Origin of the sequence: Acetobacter lambici (assembly GCF_011516885.1) — a bacterium.
Taxonomy (GTDB): domain Bacteria; phylum Pseudomonadota; class Alphaproteobacteria; order Acetobacterales; family Acetobacteraceae; genus Acetobacter; species Acetobacter lambici.
This window is the reverse complement of record NZ_WOTD01000003.1, coordinates 64,187-84,736: the sequence shown is the minus strand read 5'-3', so window position 1 is coordinate 84,736 and position 20,550 is coordinate 64,187. Positions and strand designations below refer to the sequence as shown.

The 20,550-nt window shown below is 54.9% G+C and carries 20 protein-coding genes and 2 tRNA genes; 12 read left to right on the top strand and 10 right to left on the bottom strand.

Annotated features, from left to right (window positions below; translation table 11 throughout):
• The 3 genes from nusG to GOB86_RS03200 form a co-directional block, all read right to left on the bottom strand.
• Entirely contained in the window at positions 1-531 is a 531-nt protein-coding gene (gene nusG / locus GOB86_RS03210) for a transcription termination/antitermination protein NusG (protein WP_086645100.1), read from the bottom strand.
• A gap of 9 nt (positions 532-540) precedes the next feature.
• A complete protein-coding gene (secE, locus tag GOB86_RS03205) occupies positions 541-735 on the bottom strand; it encodes a preprotein translocase subunit SecE (protein ID WP_048854726.1) in 195 nt (64 codons plus the stop codon).
• A 135-nt stretch (positions 736-870) separates the two neighbouring features.
• Positions 871-947: transfer RNA gene (locus GOB86_RS03200), tRNA-Trp, on the bottom strand.
• Positions 948-1,172: 225 nt separating this feature from the next.
• On the opposite strand from GOB86_RS03200, the gene GOB86_RS03195 reads away from it, so the two are divergent.
• The 6 genes from GOB86_RS03195 (at position 1,173) to atpC (ending at position 6,550) form a co-directional block, all read left to right on the top strand.
• Positions 1,173-1,246: transfer RNA gene (locus GOB86_RS03195), tRNA-Gly, on the top strand.
• 307 nt (positions 1,247-1,553) lie between these two features.
• Entirely contained in the window at positions 1,554-2,171 is a 618-nt protein-coding gene (gene atpH / locus GOB86_RS03190; protein ID WP_194301053.1) for an ATP synthase F1 subunit delta, read from the top strand.
• Positions 2,171-3,706: a F0F1 ATP synthase subunit alpha gene (gene atpA / locus GOB86_RS03185; protein WP_165990934.1), complete on the top strand. Its 1,536-nt coding sequence runs from the start codon at positions 2,171-2,173 to the stop codon at positions 3,704-3,706. The genes atpH and atpA overlap by 1 nt, the downstream gene beginning before the upstream one ends.
• A 16-nt stretch (positions 3,707-3,722) precedes the next feature.
• A complete protein-coding gene (locus tag GOB86_RS03180; RefSeq protein ID WP_165990933.1) occupies positions 3,723-4,610 on the top strand; it encodes a F0F1 ATP synthase subunit gamma in 888 nt (295 codons plus the stop codon).
• Between the two features lie 31 nt (positions 4,611-4,641).
• On the top strand, positions 4,642-6,114 hold the full coding sequence (gene atpD / locus GOB86_RS03175; protein ID WP_165990932.1) for a F0F1 ATP synthase subunit beta: 1,473 nt from the start codon (positions 4,642-4,644) through the stop codon (positions 6,112-6,114).
• A gap of 28 nt (positions 6,115-6,142) precedes the next feature.
• Positions 6,143-6,550 (top strand): ATP synthase F1 subunit epsilon, encoded by a 408-nt coding sequence (gene atpC, locus GOB86_RS03170; protein ID WP_165990931.1) that lies wholly within the window; start codon positions 6,143-6,145, stop codon positions 6,548-6,550.
• A gap of 63 nt (positions 6,551-6,613) precedes the next feature.
• Here the strand turns inward: atpC and queF are convergent, their stop codons facing one another.
• Positions 6,614-7,084, bottom strand: a complete 471-nt coding sequence (queF, locus tag GOB86_RS03165) for a preQ(1) synthase (RefSeq protein ID WP_165990930.1) — start codon at positions 7,082-7,084, stop codon at positions 6,614-6,616.
• 123 nt (positions 7,085-7,207) lie between these two features.
• Between queF and rnd the strand changes: the two genes are divergently transcribed.
• Positions 7,208-8,410 (top strand): ribonuclease D, encoded by a 1,203-nt coding sequence (gene rnd / locus GOB86_RS03160; protein WP_165990929.1) that lies wholly within the window; start codon positions 7,208-7,210, stop codon positions 8,408-8,410.
• A 35-nt stretch (positions 8,411-8,445) separates the two neighbouring features.
• Here rnd and GOB86_RS03155 read toward each other — a convergent pair whose 3' ends face one another.
• On the bottom strand, positions 8,446-9,444 hold the full coding sequence (locus GOB86_RS03155; protein WP_165990928.1) for an adenosine kinase: 999 nt from the start codon (positions 9,442-9,444) through the stop codon (positions 8,446-8,448).
• Between the two features lie 214 nt (positions 9,445-9,658).
• On the opposite strand from GOB86_RS03155, the gene GOB86_RS03150 reads away from it, so the two are divergent.
• Complete coding sequence (locus GOB86_RS03150; protein WP_194301052.1) at positions 9,659-10,345, top strand: bactofilin family protein; 687 nt, start codon at positions 9,659-9,661, stop codon at positions 10,343-10,345.
• A 68-nt stretch (positions 10,346-10,413) separates the two neighbouring features.
• Here GOB86_RS03150 and GOB86_RS03145 read toward each other — a convergent pair whose 3' ends face one another.
• The 5 genes from GOB86_RS03145 to GOB86_RS03125 all read right to left on the bottom strand — a co-directional run bounded on the left by GOB86_RS03145 (position 10,414) and on the right by GOB86_RS03125 (position 16,483).
• Positions 10,414-11,031, bottom strand: a complete 618-nt coding sequence (locus tag GOB86_RS03145) for a GcrA family cell cycle regulator (RefSeq protein WP_165990926.1) — start codon at positions 11,029-11,031, stop codon at positions 10,414-10,416.
• A gap of 211 nt (positions 11,032-11,242) precedes the next feature.
• Positions 11,243-12,106, bottom strand: coding sequence for a carboxylating nicotinate-nucleotide diphosphorylase (gene nadC / locus GOB86_RS03140; protein ID WP_165990925.1), 864 nt, complete (start codon positions 12,104-12,106; stop codon positions 11,243-11,245).
• Between the two features lie 22 nt (positions 12,107-12,128).
• A complete protein-coding gene (gene nadA, locus GOB86_RS03135) occupies positions 12,129-13,109 on the bottom strand; it encodes a quinolinate synthase NadA (RefSeq protein WP_165990924.1) in 981 nt (326 codons plus the stop codon).
• An 86-nt stretch (positions 13,110-13,195) separates the two neighbouring features.
• The gene (locus tag GOB86_RS03130; RefSeq protein ID WP_165990923.1) at positions 13,196-14,113 is read right to left on the bottom strand and encodes an NUDIX hydrolase; all 918 of its coding nucleotides are present in this window, start codon (positions 14,111-14,113) and stop codon (positions 13,196-13,198) included.
• A gap of 165 nt (positions 14,114-14,278) precedes the next feature.
• The gene (locus tag GOB86_RS03125; protein ID WP_165990922.1) at positions 14,279-16,483 is read right to left on the bottom strand and encodes a sensor domain-containing protein; all 2,205 of its coding nucleotides are present in this window, start codon (positions 16,481-16,483) and stop codon (positions 14,279-14,281) included.
• A 734-nt stretch (positions 16,484-17,217) separates the two neighbouring features.
• Here GOB86_RS03125 and GOB86_RS03120 point away from each other — a divergent pair.
• The 4 genes from GOB86_RS03120 (at position 17,218) to GOB86_RS03105 (ending at position 20,547) form a co-directional block, all read left to right on the top strand.
• Positions 17,218-17,544 carry a YnfA family protein gene (locus GOB86_RS03120; protein ID WP_165990921.1) on the top strand — a complete coding sequence of 109 codons (327 nt, stop codon included), beginning with the start codon at positions 17,218-17,220 and terminating at the stop codon, positions 17,542-17,544.
• A 33-nt stretch (positions 17,545-17,577) separates the two neighbouring features.
• Complete coding sequence (gene tmpT, locus GOB86_RS03115) at positions 17,578-18,237, top strand: thiopurine S-methyltransferase (RefSeq protein WP_165990920.1); 660 nt, start codon at positions 17,578-17,580, stop codon at positions 18,235-18,237.
• A gap of 261 nt (positions 18,238-18,498) precedes the next feature.
• On the top strand, positions 18,499-19,737 hold the full coding sequence (locus GOB86_RS03110; RefSeq protein WP_165990919.1) for a GAF domain-containing protein: 1,239 nt from the start codon (positions 18,499-18,501) through the stop codon (positions 19,735-19,737).
• Between the two features lie 87 nt (positions 19,738-19,824).
• A complete protein-coding gene (locus tag GOB86_RS03105) occupies positions 19,825-20,547 on the top strand; it encodes a PAS domain S-box protein (protein WP_242012479.1) in 723 nt (240 codons plus the stop codon).
• Positions 20,548-20,550 lie beyond the last annotated feature (3 nt).

Sequence of the window (20,550 nt, the reverse complement as noted above, 5' to 3'; positions counted from 1 at the left end):
TTACAGCTTTTCGACCTGATTGAACTCCAGATCCACCGGAGTAGAGCGGCCAAAGATCGAAACGCTGACCTTCAGGCGGCCTTTTTCCTCGTCCACTTCCTCAATAACACCATTGAAGGAGGTGAAGGGGCCATCGGCCACACGAATCTGCTCACCAACTTCAAAGGTAACAGCGGAGCGGGGATGCTGCACGCCTTCCTCTGTCTGGCGAATGATCCGTTCAGCTTCTGCCGCGGAAATGGGGGTAGGGCGGTTTTTGGTGCCCAGAAAACCCGTAACCTTTGGCGTATCCTTGACCAGATGCCATGACTCGTCAGTCATTTCCATCTTGATCAGCACGTAACCGGGGAAGAACTTACGCTCGGCGTTGACCTTCTGGCCACGGCGCACTTCAATCACTTCCTCGGACGGGACGAGAATCTCGTCAATATGGTCGCTCAGCCCCTTCTGTGCCGCGTCTTCGCGGATGTGCTGTGCAATTTTCTTTTCGAAGCCCGAATAGACGTGGACCACATACCAACGCTTGGCCATGCCGTTTTCTCAGCCTCCCAGCCCGAAAAGTTGACGCACGCCGAGACCGATCAACTGGTCAACGACGAAGAAGAAGATGGATGCCAGACCTGCCATGGCCAAAACGGCGCCGGTGGTGACAAACGTTGCGCGGCGGGTGGGCCATGTGACCCGTTCCGCCTCGGTACGCACATCATGCAGGAACTTACCGGGACTGAACGACACGAAGCACACTCTCCTTGTTCCGCCCCGCTGCTTTTGCAGATGAAGGGGCAGGCTTTAAAAACACTACTCAGATTGTACGATAAAGCCGCATTTTACAGGTGAAAAGCGGAACCTTCCGTACACCACGAGAAAATCTGGCAGGGGTGGAGGGTCTCGAACCCACAACCTCCGGTTTTGGAGACCGGCACTCTAGCCAATTGAGCTACACCCCTGCAGCGTGTCCGCCACGGCTGGAAAAGACCTATAACGGAAACCCGTTCGTCTGACCAGCCACAATCTTGCGGGCATCACAGGAGGCGGAACAAAATATGTTGCGGCCCTAAAGTCAAGTGCCTGTTGTGGATTATTGTAATTCAGGGCGGAGTAGGTGGTAAAAAAACGGCCGGGGGCTTGCGGCGGCTATGGGTGATGGATTATAAATCCTCTCACTTCGGAGTGCGGGCATAGCATAGTGGTAATGCAGTAGCCTTCCAAGCTACCGAGGAGGGTTCGATTCCCTCTGTCCGCTCCAGAGTTCCCGGCAAAAAACCAAATATCTTCCGCATCACCGTTTCGTGAACGTAGCGGATTTTGTGCGGCTGCATAGGGCGGTTGTGGGAGTTGTTTGCTCTGCTGGAACCCCGCGCCACTCAGGTGTGTGGGGGTGCGGACGAGGCGTTTTGTCCGGCTATAATCTGCCGTATTGGGCTGGATGATTAAAATAGGATTGTTCAGCTAGTTGCGTGGCCGTTGTGGTCATGCTAGAGGCCGCGCCAACAGGTGCATCAAAATCTGGATTCATCGTCTGGTGGTCTGGGTTGCATCATTGTCAGTGTGGAATGCCGGCGCGCACAGAAGGAAAGAACCAAAGAGTGGTGGCCTCGGGCGTAACGACAGCACAACCAGTTGCTTTTGCGGCCAACGGTCTAGAAGGCCGTTACGCGATTGCGCTATATGATCTGGCTGCCGAACAGCAGCAGCTGGACACCGTGCTTGATGAAGGCGACGCACTTGCGCGCCTGATTGATGAGAGTGCGCCCCTGCGCACTGTTCTGGAAGACAGGCGCCTGGATCTTCTGGTGTCTCGCAAGGCCGTTCTGGCCGTGCTGGAGGCTCAGGGATTCGGTCAGATTCTTCGTAATTTTGTGGGTGTCGTGGCTGATAACCGCCGCCTGCCAGTCCTGCGCCGGATACTCGCAGCGCTGGATGCGCTGGCTGTGGCCCGCCGAGGTGAAGTTGTGGCAGAAGTCAGCAGCGCCGTGGCGCTGACGGCCGAGCAGCGGACCCAGCTTCAGGCCCGTTTGGCCGAGGCCGGTTATTCCCGCATCAATATTCGTGAGCAAGTTGACAGCTCCCTGCTGGGCGGTCTTGTCGTCCGCGTAGGGGCCAAGCTGTATGACGCAAGCCTCAAAACCCGCCTGTTTCGTTTGCATTACGCCATGAAGGGAGCCGCGTGATGGAAATCCGTCCCGCAGAGATTTCGGATATCCTCAAGCAGCAGATCGCCTCGTTCGACAAGGAATCTGATGTGGTCGAAACCGGCACAGTCCTGTCCGTAGGGGATGGTATTGCCCGCGTATTTGGCCTGCAGAATGTCATGTCGGGTGAGTTGGTGGACTTTCCGTCTGCTGGCCAGAAGGGCATGGCCCTGAACCTGGAAAGCGACAACGTCGGTATCGTTATTTTTGGTGATGACACCAATATCCGTGAAGGTGACAGCGTCACCCGTTCGGGCATGGTTGTCAGTGTGCCCGTTGGTAAAGGCCTGCTGGGCCGTGTTGTGGACGGTCTGGGTAACCCGATCGACGACAAAGGCCCTCTGACCGACGTTGAACTGCGTCGTGCGGAAGTCAAGGCGCCGGGCATTATGCCCCGTCAGTCCGTGAGCGAACCCATGCAGACCGGGATCAAGGCGATTGACGCTCTGGTGCCGATTGGTCGTGGCCAGCGCGAACTGGTGATTGGTGATCGTCAGACCGGCAAGACCACCATCCTGACCGATACCATTCTGGCTCAGAAGGGCGTAAACGAGCAGGGCGACGACAAAAAGTCCCTCTACTGCATTTACGTTGCTATTGGTCAGAAGCGCTCCACGGTTGCACAGCTTGTGCGTCTGCTGGAAGAAAAAGGCGCGATGAAGTATTCCATCGTCGTGGCCGCAACCGCATCCGATCCGGCTCCGCTGCAGTACCTCGCGCCGTATGCCGCCTGCGCAATGGGCGAATACTTCCGCGATAACGGTATGCACGCCCTGATCTGCTATGATGATCTGACCAAGCAGGCCGTGGCTTACCGCCAGATGTCCCTGCTGCTGCGTCGTCCGCCGGGCCGCGAAGCTTACCCGGGTGACGTGTTCTACCTGCATTCCCGCCTGCTGGAACGTGCGGCTAAAATGTCCGATGCCAACGGCGCGGGTTCTCTGACGGCTCTGCCCGTTATTGAAACGCAGGCAGGGGACGTGGCCGCATACATTCCGACCAACGTGATCTCCATCACGGATGGCCAGATCTTCCTCGAGACCGATCTGTTCTATAAGGGCATCCGCCCGGCCGTAAACGTGGGTGGTTCTGTCTCCCGCGTTGGCTCGGCAGCGCAGATCAAGGCGATGAAGCAGGTTGCAGGCAAGATCAAGCTTGAACTGGCCCAGTACCGTGAAATGGCCGCCTTCTCCCAGTTTGCATCCGATCTGGACCCGGCAACGCAGAAGATGCTTGCCCGTGGTGCCCGTCTGGTGGAACTGCTGAAGCAGCCGCAGGCTTCGCCCCTGTCGGTGGAAGAGCAGGTTGTTCTGCTGTTCGCTGGCACCCGTGGCTTCCTTGATGGCATTGCCGCCAGCAAGGTTGTGGCGTGGGAACGTGCGATGCTGAGCGATGTGCGGAGTGCTGGTAAGGATATTCTGGATACGCTGAGCAAGGAAAAGGCCATCTCCAAGGACCTTGAAGCGCGGCTGACCGAATACCTGACCGCCTTCAACCGCAACTTCGCCGGCTGAGGGAGCAGAAGCACTCATGGCTTCCCTTAAGGAACTACGCGCCCGGATCGGAAGTATCAAATCGACACGGAAGATCACGAGCGCCATGAAAATGGTGGCGGCCGCCAAACTGCGGCGGGCGCAGGCCAGCGCAGAGGCTGCTCGTCCTTATGCGGCAGCCATGCGCCGTATGCTGGGTGAACTGGCCGGTGCAACCAAGGGAGAGGACGGAGCGCCTCTTCTTCTGGCTGGTACCGGGCAGGACAAGGTGCATCTCCTTGTCCCCATGACCAGTGACCGTGGCCTGTGCGGTGGTTTTAACGCCAACGTTCATCGTCTTACGTTGCAGAGCATCCGTCGCCTTCAGTCAGAGGGTAAAACGGTTCGTCTGCTTCCGGTTGGTCGTCGCGCCCTGAACTTTTTCATGCGTGAGCATGCGGATCTGATCGTTGATCATGTGATCGGTACCAGTGCAAAGGAAATTCCTTTTTCCGTTGCCAGTGGTCTGGGTGACAAAATCAATGCTCTGCTCGAAGCAGGCGAGATTGATGTGTGCACGCTTGTGTTCAACAAGTTTCGCAACGCGATGACGCAGGAACCGACGTGCCAGCAACTGGTGCCCATGGTCGTGGAAGATGCAAGCCCACAGCTTGAAGCTTCCAACGACGTGGCCCAGTATGAATTTGAGCCTGATGAAGCAACGCTGCTGGCCATGCTGCTGCCGCGCAACCTGCAGGTTCAGATTTATGCTTCGCTGCTGGAAACGGTAGCGGGCGAAAATGGTGCTCGCATGACGGCCATGGATAACGCAACGCGCAATGCAGGCCGCACTATCGATAGTCTGACACAGGTCTATAACCGGACCCGCCAGACCAATATTACTAACGAACTGATCGAAATCATTTCGGGCGCACAGGCTGTCTGAGCCCGATCGTATGCCCCGCAGGAGCTGACCCATGTCGGATACCACAACCCAGACCCAGGCCCCTGCGGCCACGAAGACCAATGCTGTTGGCCGCATTACCACCATTAAAGGGCCGGTTGTTGACGTGCAGTTCGAAGGTGAACTGCCCAAAATTCTGAACGCGCTGCATGTCAAGCTGGGCGATCAGGTTCTTGTGCTCGAAGTGGCACAGGAAATCGGCGAACACGAAGTGCGTTGCATTGCCATGGACACGACCGATGGTCTGGTCCGCGGCACGGAAGTGGTTGATACTGGCGCACAGATTTCTGTGCCGGTCGGCCCCGAAACGCTTGGCCGTATTCTGAACGTGATCGGTGAACCGATTGACGAACAGGGTCCTGTCCAGACCGCGCGTCGCGCCCCCATCCATCGCGAGGCTCCTGCGTTTGACGAGCAGGCCGCAGCGTCCGAAATCCTGATGACCGGGATCAAGGTTGTCGATCTGCTTTGCCCTTACCTTAAGGGTGGCAAGATTGGCCTGTTCGGTGGCGCAGGCGTTGGCAAGACCGTTATTATTCAGGAACTGATCAACAACATCGCCAAGGCGCACGGTGGTGTGTCCGTATTTGCCGGTGTTGGTGAACGTACCCGTGAAGGGAACGACCTGTATTACGAAATGCAGGATGCCGGCGTGATCAAGCTGGGCGAAAACGGTTCTACCGAAGGTTCCAAGGTCGCACTGGTATTCGGCCAGATGAACGAACCGCCGGGTGCGCGTGCTCGCGTGGCGCTGACTGGTCTGACCATGGCGGAATATTTCCGTGATGAAGAAAACCAAGACGTGCTGTTCTTCGTCGATAACATCTTCCGCTTTACGCAGGCTGGTTCCGAAGTGTCCGCTCTGCTGGGTCGTATTCCTTCCGCCGTGGGCTACCAGCCTACGCTGGCAACGGAAATGGGTGCCCTGCAAGAGCGTATTACTTCCACCAAAAAAGGCTCCATCACGTCCGTTCAGGCCGTGTATGTGCCTGCCGATGACTTGACCGATCCGGCTCCTGCGGCAACCTTTGCCCACTTGGACGCCACAACCGTGCTGAACCGCTCCATTGCTGAAATGGGCATTTACCCGGCTGTGGATCCACTGGACTCCACCTCCCGCGCGCTGGACCCCCAGATTGTGGGTGAAGAGCATTATGCGGTGGCTGGTGAAGTGCAGCGTATTCTGCAGACCTACAAGTCCTTGCAGGATATTATTGCCATTCTGGGTATGGACGAACTGTCCGAAGACGATAAGCAGATTGTGGCGCGTGCCCGTCGTATTCAGCGCTTCCTGTCCCAGCCGTTCCACGTGGCGGAAGTGTTTACCGGTGCCCCCGGTAAGCTGGTGTCCGTGACCGATACGGTTCGCTCCTTCAAGGCGATCTGTGCAGGTGAATATGACGATCTGCCGGAAGCTGCCTTCTACATGGTTGGTAGCATTGAAGAAGCGGTTGCCAAGGCAGAAAAACTGAGGGAGTCGGCCTAATAGCCGGCTTCTGGAGGGAGCACCATTCATGCCAATCCAGATTGAGATAATCAGCCCTGAAAAGGTTCTGGTGTCGCGTGAGGTCGATATGGCCGTTCTTCCGGGCATGGAAGGCGATATTGCCGCCATGCCGGAACACTCGCCCATGATGCTTCTTCTGCGTGGTGGCGTTGTTGCCCTTTACGAAGGGGACAAGGTTACCGATCGCTATTTTGTGGGGGGTGGCTTTGCTGACATTACCCCCGCACGATGCACCGTTCTGGCGGACAAGGCCGTGCCGGTAAGCGATATTTCCATCGATACGGCAACTGCCCAGCTTGAGGCGTTGTCTGAAGCATGGGACAAGGCGGACAAGACGGATACGTCCCGCCTCGTCGTGTTGCAGGATCAGATTCAGGCCGTTCGGGCGGAAATCGAAGCTGGTAGCGCCAGTTAAGTTTTCTGCTCCACAATGTTAAAAAAGCCACCCATTGGGTGGCTTTTTTTTGTGCCCGTAGCCTCAGCCACGTCCTTTGTAGGACGGCACGTCCTGAGCGGGAATCCACACGCCTGCGGGTGCGTCCCCAGTCTGCCAGAACACATCAATGGGAATACCGCCGCGAGGGTACCAGTATGCACCAATGCGTAACCATACTGGATTGAGCAGATCGACCAACGTGCTTGCAATCTGTACGGAGCAGGCTTCGTGGAAGGCACCGTGGTTGCGAAAGCTGGTCAGGAACAGTTTGAGGGACTTGCTCTCTACAATCCATTGGTCAGGCACATAATCCAGCACAATATGCGCAAAGTCCGGCTGACCAGTAATGGGGCATAGGGATGTAAATTCCGGTGCGGTAAAGCGGACCATATAACGCTTGTCCGGGTAGGGGGCGGGTACGCGCTCCAGAACAGCCTCTTCGGGGCTGTTAGGGGGGGTAATCTGGCGGCCAAGCTGGGTGAGCGCGTGGCGACCATCATCCGCTTTGTTCATCGTTTTCTCCATGTGGGTATGGTTTTCTCCGGTGTCCGGTTTGTTGGCGCGTTCGTCAAGTTTCGTGTGTGAGCGGATGGGTTCTGTCTGTCTCTTTCTGGCCGGCTGGTGTATGGAGGAAACATGGCCAAATTACCTACTCCAGTCTTTCCCCAGCCACAGCTTGTGACCTCTACTGAGGAACTGGCGGAAGCTCTCAAGCCGTTTCATGCCGAGCGTTTTGTTACGGTTGATACGGAGTTCATGCGTGAACGCACGTACTGGCCGGAATTGTGTCTGGTGCAGGTAGGCAGCGCGGAGCATGTTGTGCTGATTGATGCGCTGGCCGAAGGCATTGATCTGGCACCGCTGGCAGAATTGATGGCCAATACCTCCGTGCTGAAGGTTTTCCATGCCGCGCGGCAGGATCTGGAAATTTTCCTCCATGAGTTTGACGCCCTGCCCACGCCCGTGTTTGATACACAGGTAGCCGCCATGGTGGCGGGGTTTGGGGATCAGGTCGGCTATGACAGTCTGGTTGGCTCCCTGACTGGCCACATGATTGATAAAAGCCACAGGTTTACGGACTGGTCCGCACGTCCATTGTCCGATGCTCAGTTGAACTATGCCGCAGGCGATGTGACGTGGCTGCGGCTGGTTTATGAAAAACTGGTGCTCAAGCTTGAACAGGACAAGCGGATCAGTTGGGTTGGCGCTGAGATGGCAGAGCTGGAAGACCCGGCGACCTTCCGCCCTGATCCTGAAAAACAGTGGGAGCGGCTGAAGGCGCGCACGGGCAACCGGCGTATGCTGGGCGTGTTGCGCGCGGTTGCCGCCCTGCGTGAGCGTGAGGCCCAGCGCGTAAATGTGCCCCGTCAGCGATTGCTAAAAGATGAAAGCCTGTTGGAAATAGCTGCCACCACCCCGGCAACGGTTGATGCGCTTGCGCGTGTGCGTGGCGTGTCTCGCGGGTTGGCTGAAGGCCGTACAGGCATGGCGTTACTGGAGGCGGTCAAACAGGCGCAGGCCCTGCCGGAGTCGGAGTTGCCGCGACCCGCACGGGGTAAGGGTAAGGATAACGCGCGTCCGCCAGCATCTCTGGTTGCATTGCTCAAAGTGCTGCTGACCGCCTGTTGTGAAGAACACGATGTGGCACCGCGTCTGGTCGCGTCCATGGATGAACTGGAAGCGTTGGCACTGGACCCGGCACAGACCCCCACATTGCTGTCGGGCTGGCGCGGTAAAGTATTTGGAGACGTGGCGCAGGCTTTGTGCGAAGGCCGTGTGGCTCTTCAGGTCAAGGGTGGTCGGGTGATCACCGTGCCCGGCGGGAGTGTGGCGTCCTAACGGAGCACACACCCACGCCAAACGGTGAGCCTGACTTAAAAGCCCATTTCTTCCCACAGGTTGGAAAGCGGGCGGGCACCGTAGTGCGAGATGATTTCAGACGCGGCAACAGATGCCAGACGGCCACATTCTGGCAGGCTACGGCCAGAGGTCAGGCCTGCCAGAAAACCGGCGGCGTAGGCATCGCCCGCACCCGTTGTATCTACCACCTGCGTGGGGACCGGGGCGACCGTTGTCAGCTGTCCATCATGCACAACCACACTGCCAAGGCCGGAGCGGGTCAGGGCAGCAAAGGTTGTATCCTGCACTGTGCGACGGGCGGCTGTGTCAAAGTTTTCTGTTTCGTACAGCGCGCAGATTTCGTCTTCGTTGGCGAACAGGATATCGACATGGTTTTTGACCAGATCAAGGAACGCATCGCGGTGGCGGCCAACGCAGAACGGGTCTGACAGCGAGAGCGCAACCTGACGTCCGTTTTTGTGGGCAAGGGCTGCGGCCCGGCGGAAGGCTTCCTGCGCATGGGGGGGATCGAACAGATAGCCTTCCAGATAGATAATGCTGGAGGCGGCGATCATGTCGGGCAGTACGTCATCTGGGGTAAAGCAGGTGCAGGCTCCCAGATAGGTCGCCATGGTGCGCTGGCCGTCGGGTGTGACCATAACCACGCAACGTGCTGTGGGCAGGTTGTCAAACACCTGCGTGTTCAGCGGAGCCGACGGGAACTGTACCCCGTTATCGCGCAGGTCCTGCGTGAATTTAAGCCCCGCATCATCGCGTGAGACCTTACCGAGGTACGCCACGCGTGCGCCAAACTGGGCCGCGACAACGCAGGTATTGGCTGCGGAACCACCACCCATAACCTGTTCGGGTGCCAGAGCCGCTTCAAGCGCGTTGGCCCGGTCCACGTCAATCAGCGTCATGCTGCCGGGTGTAAGCCCCTGCCCCTGCAGGAAGGCGGCGTCCGTACGGGCGAGAATATCGGTGATGGCATTACCAATACCGAGAATGTCGTATTGTGTGTCCTGACCGGTCATGGCGATAAAATTTTTTCCTGAAAAAATGATCTGTGCGGTTGTTTGGCTAGCGCGCTGCCACAAAAAGGGCAACAGTGAGGCGTAAGCAACTTGCGCTGCTTACCAGACGGTCGCCTGCATGAGAATGTTTTGGGGGAGCCGGACTGGTGCTTGTGGCGGTTTGTTAATGTGGCTGCTGCCTGAATACAGGTAGCCAGAAAGGCGGGGGATTTTCTTGTTCAAAAGACGTAAGCCTGAAGATAGTCAGCCAAAAACTCAGGCACCCTCTACCGTTCAGCAGGGTTCTGCGCGTCCGGCAGGGGCATCTGGCACTGTTCTTTCGTCCAATGCGGCGGCTCAGGGTAGTTCTGCGGCTGGAACTCCCGTATCGCATTCTGATAATTCAAAGGAAACTTCACCCATGGGTCGTGCACCTTTTCCGTCCGGTTCTTCTCTTCCCGCAGGTGCTGGTATTCCGCCCATGCCCGGTGCCGCAGCCCGTGGCCTGCCCTCACAGATGCAGCCAAAAAAAGATGGGCCGGAGCAGCGTACTCTGGTGGTCGGGCGCGGCATTAGCGTGCAGGGCACGGTGCAGGATGCAGAACGTCTGGTGGTCGAAGGTACGGTCGAGTCCAGCATGATCACGGCCAAGGAACTGGTTGTTATGCCCGGTGGCCTGTTCCGTGGTGGTGTGGAAGTGGAAAATGCGGAAATTGCTGGCACGGTGGATGGTGCGCTTACCGCGCGTGGTGGCCTGACCGTGCGCGGCAGCGGCCGCCTGCTGGGCAAGGCTGCCTGCCACCGCCTGAAGGTGGAAGATGGCGGTCAGATTACCGGGCAGCTTGAAATGCTGGCCGAAGGCAGCGGTTCTGCCAAAACGGCGGATAGTGCTGCTGAGCCAGTTAAGGCAATTGAAGGCTGATTATCTGCCTGTTAGCCTGATGGTGGCGTGTTAGCCGCCATCAGGTGACAGGGCTTAAGTGGGCCTTTTCAGGCTACACTATCGCGCCGGTCGCGCAGGCGTACATACGCGATTTGCGCATGCTCTTCGCAGTAAGGTTTGCCCGGAATGGGTGTTGCCCCACAAAAATGAAAGCCCGGTGTGCCGGGGTCGCCTATTGGCCAGCAGCAGGCTGGGCCACGGCGCTTTTGTGGTTCGGGGTCCGAGATGCTGCGTAGGAGCGTTTTGGGCTTGGTGCCGGTGCGCGCAACGGGTGCGGCTTTTTCCTTCCGGGCAGTCTTGTCGTCAACCACGCTGAGCGCCGGTGTGGCCGTGGGGGCCGCAGGCTGTGCCACAACCGGGGCTGGCGTTGCAGTGACCGCTGGCTGTGCGGGCTGTGCCGCAGGTGGCGTGGGTGTGGCTGAGCGAGCAACGGACGCTTCTGGCGCAGTGGGTGTTGCCGTGGGCGTGTCTGTTTTGTCAGCCGCCGCCTTGGGCTTGCTCCCGTTACGACGGATAGGGGATGGACGGGGTGGCAGGCCCAGCCTGTGTGCCTTGCCGACCACTGCGTTCTTGGTAATGGAAAGACGCCTGCCGATTTCAGCCGTTGAAAGACCTTCCGCCCAGAGGTCCTTAAGCTGGGCGATTATTTCTTCGGACCACTCCATTAACAGGCACCTTTGAGCATTGCATGGCGGGCTGGCAAAATACCAGTGCTTCTACATTCTGCATATTAGGAGGATGGCCCTCGTATCTCAAGCAGAAAGCCCAAGGTCTGGGTGCTCTGTGGTCTGTTCATGTCTGCGTTGAGCGGGTGGGGTAGGCACTGGCAGCGCCGATTACACGGTGTGGGGGGCAATAAGGGGCGACCGTCTGTGGTTAGCTATGCACAATATCCAGACCAATATCGAGTGCGTGAACGCTATGGGTCAGCCAGCCGAGCGAGAGCACGTCCACTCCGGTCTGGGCAATAGGGCGGGCGGTTTTGAGCGTAATGCCGCCAGAGGCCTCGGCTAGTGCACGTCCGTCGATCATCCGAACGGCCTGTTCAAGTTGTGGCAGGGACATATTGTCCAGCAGGTAAACATCCGCCCCTGTGCAGGACAGGGCCTCATCCAACTGTTCGAGTGTATCTACTTCCAGTTCCACCTTCATCAGGTGACCAGCATACTGGCGGGCGGATTGCAGGGTCTGGCGAATGTTGCCGCCGCACAGGGCAATGTGGTTGTCCTTGATCAGAATGGCATCATCCAGCCGGAGCCGGTGGCTGCTGCCGCCACCCGCCCGTACGGCGTATTTCTGCAAGCTTCTTAACCCCGGCAGGGTTTTGCGCGTGCAGGCAATACGGGTTTTGGTGCCTGCCACGGCCTGCACGATCTGGTGTGTGTGCGTGGCAATGCCGCTCAGGTGGGACAGCAGGTTGAGTGCCGTACGCTCCCCTGCGAGCAGGGCTGTGGCGTTGCCCTCCACAGTGGCCAGAACATCGCCCTGTGCGATCTGGCTGCCATCGTGCTTGACTAAGCTGAAGCGCACGGTTGGATCCAGCATGGCAAATGCCTGCCGTGCCCCTTCCAGTCCGCACAGAACACCATCCTGACGGCTACGGAAGACCGCGTGCAACTGTTGCCCCGGTTGGGCCAGAGCCTGCGTGGTCACATCTCCCCCAATGCCCAGGTCCTCCATAAGAGCCATGCGGACAATGGGTTCCCATAACAGGGGGGGGAGGTGCAGGCCTGTGGTCATGGTGTGCTCCGGTATGGGGGGCTCAGATCGCCAGCATCCGCTCGACTGCCAAGCGGGCGGGGTGTTGGAGGGATTCGGGTATGGTGACTTCCGTCTGCATGGTTTCCAGTGCCTGACGGATGTTGGACAGTGTAATCCGCTTCATGTGTGGGCACAGGTTGCACGGGCGTACAAACTGGGTTTGCGGGTAAAGTGCCGCCAGATTATCGCTCATGGAACATTCAGTTACCAGCAGCACTTTTTGCGGTTTTTTGTGATCAATAAATTCGATCATCTGTGCGGTCGAGCCTGCGCAATCCGCTTCGGCCAGCACATCTGGCGGGCATTCGGGGTGGGCAATAACGGTTACGCCGGGGTGCAGGCGGCGGTACTGCCGGATTTCCTGCGGGGTAAAGCGTTCATGCACTTCGCAGTGGGCGGGCCAGGTCAGCATTTCAATGCCGGTTTCAGCCTGTATATTCTGCGCCAGAAATTCGTCAGGGATCATAATAACACGGGATACACCCAGACTTTCCACAACCCGGCGGGCATTGCCCGATGTGCAGCAGATATCACTTTCCGCTTTAACATCCGCCGTGCTGTTGACGTAGGTGACAACCGGCACACCGGGGTAACGTTTTTTGAGTGTTCTCACGTTGTCTGCTGTAATGCCTTCGGCCAGTGAGCAGCCTGCCGTGGCGTCGGGGATCAGAACAGTTTTATCCGGGTTAAGCAGCTTTGCGGTTTCGGCCATAAAATGTACGCCAGCCATAACCATGACCGAAGCATCCACGGTTTGCGCGGCACGGGCCAGAGCCAGACTGTCCCCCCGGATATCGGCAACGCAATGGAAAATTTCCGGTGTTTGATAATTATGAGCCAGAATGACGGCGTTTTTTTCCTGCTTCAGACGCACAATGGCTTCAATGTCCGCCGCATAACTGGCTTCCCATTGTTCCCGCAGCATAATGTGGGCAACAGGGCGGTAGAGTTCATCCCTGTTGGCCATGAGTGATGCAGACATGGTTGTGTTCCATTTCCCGTGCTATATATGCTCTTAATGAGTATATATGAGATCCAAGAATTGCAAGGGTAGAACCAAACACTTTTTCAGGAGATAGCAGGTAAAGGCAGTTTGGCACCAGCCAGATAGCAGTGTTCAGCTGTTTCGGGCGCGAATTGATAAAGTTGTGCTGGTCGCCCTTGCGTTGGAGAGTCGTATTCGGCTGTGCGGCTGACCAGTTTTTGCTGCTGCACAAGACGTCTGAAATTCTGTTTGTGCATGGCCCGACCTGCCAGCGCTTCCATGGCCTGCTGGAGTTGCAACAGGGTGAACTGCCGGGGCAGAAGGTCAAACACCGCAGGGGTGTAGCGAATTTTAGCCCGCATGCGCGATAGGGCCGTGGCCAGAATACGCCTGTAGTCGCGGTGCATGCTCAGGCCCGGCAGAACGGGCGCATTCTGCCACGTGGATTCTGGTACAAGCCCGGCCTCCCACAGCAGTTCATAACGTTGCAGACTGAGTTCGTCGTTCCATGCGTGGTTATCAAGGCCAAAAACGGTGGCGCATCTTTGCCAGCGGTTTGAGTTGTTGTCGGCCCAGTGCCTTAGTCGCTCGGCAATAATGTGCAGGAGTGGATCAGAGGCACGATCGCGCCTGTCCTCCCACGGGAAGTAGTCATAAATGGAGCGTTCGGCCAGAGTGTGTTCGGAGTTCTGGCGGATGAACGCCATGTAGGAAATGCGTACCATCTGGTGGCCCCGTCCATGCAGCGGGTCCGCAAATGTATAAAGCTGCTCCGTATGACCCAGTTTGAGGCCCGTCTGCTGTTCAACCCAGTTGCGCATGCCTTTCTGCAAGGAACGATGTTCAACCATAAGCGGACCGGATGGAAAGGCGCTCCCCTGATCAAGCGTAAGAATGTGCGGTGTATTGTTGCTTATGCTGACCAGAACAGCCACCAGTTCTGTTTCACAGAGTACCGGTTGCGCATGTATGGGTATGGGGGTTTCCAAATGACTGATCATGTCTGGCAAGGTGTATGAACGCTCTTTGTCTGGCAAGTGTCTCCTCATCCGTTCACATGGGGCGGGGATCATGCGCGCGGGATGATGGGCTTGGCCAGTATGGTGTGCTTCTGGTCCAGTGGGGCAAAGACGCTATAAAATTACAGGCAGACAAACGCAACAGGGTCAGGCATGGGGACAGGTGGCCCGTCTGGCGGGAAAGGTCTCCAGCCAAAGAGACATTTCCTGTGCGGGAAGTGGCTTACTGTAAAAATAACCTTGTAGAATATCGCAACCCAGTTCCTGTAATTTTGTTTCCTGCGCCGCGTGTTCAACACCTTCGGTGACAACTTTAATGCCAAGCCGTTTGCCAATGTTGATTGCGGCCTCCGCTACAATAAGCGAGCTGATGTTGTTTTCAAAATTCTCAATAAAACTTCGGTCGATCTTGATTTCGGTTAGTGGGAGCTGCGCCAGCCGTGACAGAGAGGAAAAACCAGTGCCAAAATCATCCATGGACAGGCCAACGCCAAGATTGCGGATGGCGGTCAGGTTGGCGGCTGTCTCGGGATCCTGCCGCATGGCCACGCTTTCGGTAATTTCTATGGTCAGGCGTTGTGGGGCCAGATTGTACTTTTCCAACATGGCCAGAATCTGTTCCGGCAGGTCTATGCTGCAAAAATGAACAGCAGACATATTCACGCTGACAATGGGAACATAAACATTGCTCCGCTCCCATTCTATGACCTGCTGGCAGGATTTTTCCAGCGACCACAGGCCTATGGCTTCAATCTGCCCGGTTTCCTCGGCAATTGGAATAAAGGTGGAGGGGGGAATAAGGCCAAGCGTTGGATGCTGCCACCGGCTGAGGGCCTCAACCCCGCATAATGTGCCGGTCAATGCGCATATCTGAGGCTGGTATACCAGATGGAGCTGTTTTTTTTGCAAAGCTTCGCGGAGTGCGGACCCAATAATAAGGCGTTCACGCACGTTACTGTTGCCGCCTTTGCCAAAAAACCGGAATCCCCCTCGTGCCTGTTTTTTGGCCTGCCGCATGGCAATTTCCGATGCGCCAAGTATTTCCTCTATTGCCGTGCCATCATCGGGGTAAAGGCTGATTCCTATGCTCAGGGAAGCAACCAGGTCACGCCCTTTAACCTCGATCGGCTCGCGAGAGATGCAGTTCAGATCATGGGCCAGCTTGCAAGCTTTTGTGCGATCCGCATCAGGCATGACGACCACAAAATCATCCCCGCCCAATCGGGCGACCAGATAGTGCCCACGGCAAAGGGATGCAATGCGGCGGGCAATGGTCTGTAGCAGGATATCGCCGCTCTGGTAGCCCATCACATTGTTCACATCCTGCAACAGGTCAACATCAAGCATCAGAATGGCAAAGGGAGCCTGTCCGGCCTGTGCGAGCATCTGCCGGAGCCGGGTTGCCAGAGCGGCCCGGTTCAGAAGTCCTGTCAGAGAATCTATGTTATTAAACTGGCTTATTTTATAGAGTGTTTTTTCATGCTCTATAATAGATGCGCAGGAGGGAATGCAGCCTGTGACAATTTTTTGCGGGCAGTCGGTTATTTTTTCCTTGTTACGCGAAAAGAGCGCGAAAATACCGATCAGTTCTCCCGCTCCGTTGCAGATGGCCGATGCCCAGCAGTCATGTAAATCCGTGGGTTGGTCGTGGCTCTGCTTTTGGGTCCAGATCAGGGCGCAGGCATGTTGGGGGTTTTTGCACAGGTCTTTGATGTCCGAGGGTGTAAGGACCAGATTGACCAGCTTGTTGGTCTTGCTGCCGGGCAGGCTTTTGCCCGAAAGGATGGAAAGTCCACCCTGTGCGGTAATCTGCAGGAGTGCAGCTATACTGTTGGGGACAAGCTGCTCCACTTTGTTGCAGAGCATATCCGCCACATCCTGTATGGTTGTGTATTCGGCCAGTGAGGTAAAAACCTGACTCTGGAGTTCCAGTAGCTTACGGCGGTGTACTTCTTCCGTTACGCCTTTAACGAAAGCCATGTAATAGCGCTTGTTATCCGGACCGATCAGCGCGGTGGATAACGAAAGTTCGGCAGCAACATAATCTCCATTACTCCGGACAAAGGTTACTTCGCGCGAGGTGTTGACCAGTCGGTGAATGCCCGTTTTACGATGGTGCGCAATGTAACTCCCGTGGTGCTTGCGGTGCTCCAATGGAACCAGTTGGTCAACATTGGTGCCCAAAACAGTGGATGCCGAGCAACCCCACAGATGTTCCGCGGCAGGGTTGAAAAATACAATTCTGTTCTGGTCATCAATGATAATGACGCCGTCAGTCGCCTGCTTAAGTATGGCCGCATAAAATGTGTCGGCATTATATGAGGTTGGGAGCGGGTGCGTGAATGCTGGCATGGACTCAATCTTTAAATATAAAGCTGGACCAGAGGAGCGTCGGCTTTACGACGGCCATGCCATATGAAGGGAATGCATAGGCTATGGTCTGGTCTGTTATGCAACGCCCTTTGAATTCTGACTGTATGGGTGCAGGTGAAGTCAAATAAAATTTGGTAGGAAAAAGACAAATCTGATCATTATTTTTTAAAAAATAGCATGTTATGTAAAATAAAACGTAAAAAATAGAATAAAAGAATGGGTTAAAACCATTATATTCAAAGTAATTGTCAAAAATAGACAAGTCCATGTCACATATATTCCCTTGTGATGACACACATATTTTTTATTGTTATCGCAAGGCGTCAAAAATATTTATAAGATTTGCAGAAAACGCTTTTGTAGCAAGACCCTATGATGAAGCTTATCGTGATTTTCTCGCTACCATTATCACATTGACGTGACAATGAGGGGTAGCCCTCTTATTTTTCAGCATCAGGCAAAAGTTGGTACGTTCTCACATAGATCGACAGATGAACTCCCGGCACATATGTTTATTTTTCGTATTGATTTTGTGCCTTGGTTTTTGATCGTTTATAGGGGCAGGCTTTGTCCCGCTGAATGTCTGATCCGGTCTGAATGGCTGAATTTTAATACCGGTTTTAGGCCTGAAAGCATGCTATGCAGAATAATTGTCTATCAGGTCTGGTTGTGGGGTCAGTGAGCAATCGGCTGATTGTTTGCGATAAGAGAGCATGAAAACAGGATTAATTTTTTTGGCCGCCGCAATAGCCGAAATTGGTGGCTGTTTTGCATTCTGGAGCTGGTTGCGTCTGGGAAAAACGCCTTTCTGGCTTTTGCCGGGGTGTGGGTCACTGTTGCTGTTTGCCTATCTGTTGACTCTGATCGATACATCCGTGGCGGGGCGGGCTTACGCTGCCTACGGGGGTATTTACATTATGGTTGCTGTGTTGTGGATGTGGTTTGCGGAGGGCACGCAGCCAGACCGGTGGGATCTGCTTGGAGTGGGTTTATGTTTGCTGGGCACAGCCGTTATCCTGCTTGCGCGGCATCCGCAGTAACGATGGTTGGTTACAATGGAGGCATGCCTGCCAATGCATGAAGAGTTCTGGCTTACAAAATGGCGCCAAAACGAAATTGGTTTTCATACCCCGCATCCTCATAGCGGGTTTGTGCAATATTTTCCTGCCCTTGGTCTGCCTAAGGGAAGTCGGATTTTTGTGCCATTATGTGGCAAAACGCTTGATATTCATTGGCTCATAAAAAAAGGCTATACGGTTGTTGGTGTGGAGTTAAGCCGCCTGGCAGTTGAGCAGTTATTTATGGAGTTGGGAATTGCGCCTGATATTTGTACCCTGTCCGCAGAGGTTACTGTGTTCGAGGGGCATAATATTAAAATATTTGTAGCAAATATTTTTGCACTGACAGCATCCATGCTTGGTCCGGTCGATATGATTTATGACCGGGCCGCACTGGTGGCTCTGCCTGAAGGCAGCCGTATAATCTATGCGCAGCATATTTCAGAAATGACATGTTATGCAAATCAGTTTTTAATTTGTGTCGAATATGATCAGGCTCGTCTGTCTGGTCCCCCGTTTGCGATTATGGCGCAAGACCTGGAGCGGTATTATGCTCAGTTTTATACGATCACGAGTATTGATCGGCAACCCGTGGCCAGAGGCATTAAGGGGAAAGAACCGGGATATGAACATATCTGGTTTTTGCCGGCATTGCGTGCTGAAAACAGCAAGTGACCGCTGCGCGTAAAATTTAATTATTGTTTGTTTTGACTTTAGTGGAATCCTGATTTCTGGGTCGGGATGATTAAAAAAATACTAAAATATTTTGTATTTATTATTTAAAAATCATGGAGTGGCGCGGTGGGTTGTAGTATGTATTGCCTATGAATCTGTTGTAAAATCCAACACATGGTCATGCGCGTGAGCACATCTTCGTCCTTCTTTGCTGCTTTTTGCCTGTCTTTCAGAAATATAAAAAAACAGACAAGAGTGGTAATGAACTACGCCCTTCCAGTTCTGGTGGTGGCTATCTGCGGCACGGCGATTGAATTTAATGAATACCGACATGCCATTGCCGAGGTGAATGAGTCCGCGCGGCGGGATAGTCAGGCCTATGCCAATCTGATTATGGAACGGCTGGATACGCGGTTTACAGAGCTGGATATGGCATTGGCGGCACTGCGCGGCCCAGATGACAGGCCTGCCCCGGCTTTATCCCCCCAGGTCGAACTGTCTTTGCGCCATTATCTGCTTTCCCGTCCATCATACTCGACGTTCAGTGTGCTGGGGGCGGATGGGGAGAGTATACAATGGTCCACGTCGGACCAGAAAAGACTGTTGGCTGAACCTTTGCGGGATTTTTCATCCGTTCCCAAAATGCCTAATCATTTTCTGGGGCCTGTGCATTATTCTGAAAATCTGGGTACGGTCGTCTTGCCCATGCGTGTGCGTGAGAAGGATAATAGCAGCACCGGGTATTTTTTGGGGTCTCCTTACCGTCTCAACAGATTTCTGGATGAGCAGGAACTGTCACCAGATTATCGGAAGTGGGATTTTACGGTTATTGATACCCGTAATGGGCAATCCCTGACCCATCTGCTGCACATGCAGGTGCAGGTTCATCCCCTGTTATCCATAAAGCCGGAAATGGTCGCACAGGCACCGGTTCCGGGTTATCCATTTGTTGTGCAGACGCTGGTTTCGTCTTCGCGCGTATGGCGTAATTATAGCCAGCAGGCCCCCGCGCGCTGGAGTGCGGAAGCCCTGATCCTTGCTTTGCTTGTTATTGCCGGGGAATTTTTAATTCGGCGGCGCGACCGGGAGCAGATGGTACATTTGCGCAGGTTGACCGACTTTAACATGTTTATGGCTCAGGCCAGCCAGTGTGCCAGTCAGGCTGACAGTGAAGCAGGTCTTTTGCAGGAAATCTGCGATATGGCCATACGCTATGCCCATTTTAAAATTGCGCTGATAACCCGACCGGATGAGACGCAGCAGTTCCAGATGCTCGCAATAAGTGGTGCTCGGGCATATATGAACAATGTTTTTATTTCGGCTCGCGGGGATGTCCCCGAAGGCCGAGGCACCATTGGGCAGGTCTGGCGGACTGGACTTCCTATTTTCAATGCATCGTTTTTGAATAATGATACATTAGCGCCGTGGAAAGAACGGGCACTAAAACTGGGCCTGCGCTCCAACACCGCATTGCCTATATACAGGGACGGTAAAGTCTAGGCTGTTTTAAGTGTTTATCACGAAAAAGCAGATATTTTTGATGATCAGCTCCAGATTCTGCTTAAGGAAGTGTGCATTAACATTTCCATGGGGCTGGATAGAATTTATAGCCAGCAGTTAAGGGCAGCCTTGCTAGATAATTCCGTGGTTGGTATTCTTCTTGTAAAAGATAGAATTGTTCAGATGACCAATTCCTACGCCACGCATATGCTGGGAATGGAATCTGACGCACTCGTTGGAAAATCAACCGAGATTATCTACGCAGATCAAAATGAATTTAACCGTGTAGCGGAATGTTATGGGCAGCTTGCACAAAAACGCGCGGTACGGATTGCGGGGGTGCGTCTTGCCCGCGCCGATGGTCAGATTCTGATCGCGGATTGTTCTGGCGTGCAGTTGTCTGATTTACAAAACGATATTTCTGTCTGGACGCTGGAGGATGTTACCAGTCGCGATGTGGCACGGCGTTTGTACCACGCGCTGGTCAACGCTGCCGATGCCGTGCTGCTGGCTACGGATGAAAATGAGATGTGTAGCCGCGCCTGCCATGATCTGGTGCGGGATACGTTGTTCCATGCGGTCTGGATTGGTCGTGTGAGCGATACCGGGCAACTGGAAGTTCTATCCCGTGCGGGCGAAGGTACAGCGGGCATAGAACAGATAAACAACTGTCTGGACGGGTATTGCTCCTTGTCCCAGCCATTAGTCATCATGCGTGCATGGCGGGAGAAAAAGCTTGCTTATAGCAATGATGAACTGACCGAACAGGCCAGTAGCCCATGCTTTGCTTTTATCCAGACCAATAATTGACGT

Bases quoted from the DNA above. Each gene is read 5' to 3' on its own strand.
- nusG (WP_086645100.1), bottom strand. From the start codon at position 531: ATGGCCAAGCGTTGGTATGTGGTCCACGTCTATTCGGGCTTCGAAAAG.
- atpH (WP_194301053.1), top strand. From the start codon at position 1,554: ATGCCGGCGCGCACAGAAGGAAAGAACCAAAGAGTGGTGGCCTCGGGC.
- atpA (WP_165990934.1), top strand. From the start codon at position 2,171: ATGGAAATCCGTCCCGCAGAGATTTCGGATATCCTCAAGCAGCAGATC.
- GOB86_RS03180 (WP_165990933.1), top strand. From the start codon at position 3,723: ATGGCTTCCCTTAAGGAACTACGCGCCCGGATCGGAAGTATCAAATCG.
- atpD (WP_165990932.1), top strand. From the start codon at position 4,642: ATGTCGGATACCACAACCCAGACCCAGGCCCCTGCGGCCACGAAGACC.
- atpC (WP_165990931.1), top strand. From the start codon at position 6,143: ATGCCAATCCAGATTGAGATAATCAGCCCTGAAAAGGTTCTGGTGTCG.
- queF (WP_165990930.1), bottom strand. From the start codon at position 7,084: ATGAACAAAGCGGATGATGGTCGCCACGCGCTCACCCAGCTTGGCCGC.
- rnd (WP_165990929.1), top strand. From the start codon at position 7,208: ATGGCCAAATTACCTACTCCAGTCTTTCCCCAGCCACAGCTTGTGACC.
- GOB86_RS03155 (WP_165990928.1), bottom strand. From the start codon at position 9,444: ATGACCGGTCAGGACACACAATACGACATTCTCGGTATTGGTAATGCC.
- GOB86_RS03145 (WP_165990926.1), bottom strand. From the start codon at position 11,031: ATGGAGTGGTCCGAAGAAATAATCGCCCAGCTTAAGGACCTCTGGGCG.
- nadC (WP_165990925.1), bottom strand. From the start codon at position 12,106: ATGACCACAGGCCTGCACCTCCCCCCCCTGTTATGGGAACCCATTGTC.
- nadA (WP_165990924.1), bottom strand. From the start codon at position 13,109: ATGTCTGCATCACTCATGGCCAACAGGGATGAACTCTACCGCCCTGTT.
- GOB86_RS03130 (WP_165990923.1), bottom strand. From the start codon at position 14,113: ATGATCAGTCATTTGGAAACCCCCATACCCATACATGCGCAACCGGTA.
- GOB86_RS03125 (WP_165990922.1), bottom strand. From the start codon at position 16,483: ATGCCAGCATTCACGCACCCGCTCCCAACCTCATATAATGCCGACACA.
- GOB86_RS03120 (WP_165990921.1), top strand. From the start codon at position 17,218: ATGAAAACAGGATTAATTTTTTTGGCCGCCGCAATAGCCGAAATTGGT.
- tmpT (WP_165990920.1), top strand. From the start codon at position 17,578: ATGCATGAAGAGTTCTGGCTTACAAAATGGCGCCAAAACGAAATTGGT.
- GOB86_RS03110 (WP_165990919.1), top strand. From the start codon at position 18,499: ATGAACTACGCCCTTCCAGTTCTGGTGGTGGCTATCTGCGGCACGGCG.
- GOB86_RS03105 (WP_242012479.1), top strand. From the start codon at position 19,825: ATGGGGCTGGATAGAATTTATAGCCAGCAGTTAAGGGCAGCCTTGCTA.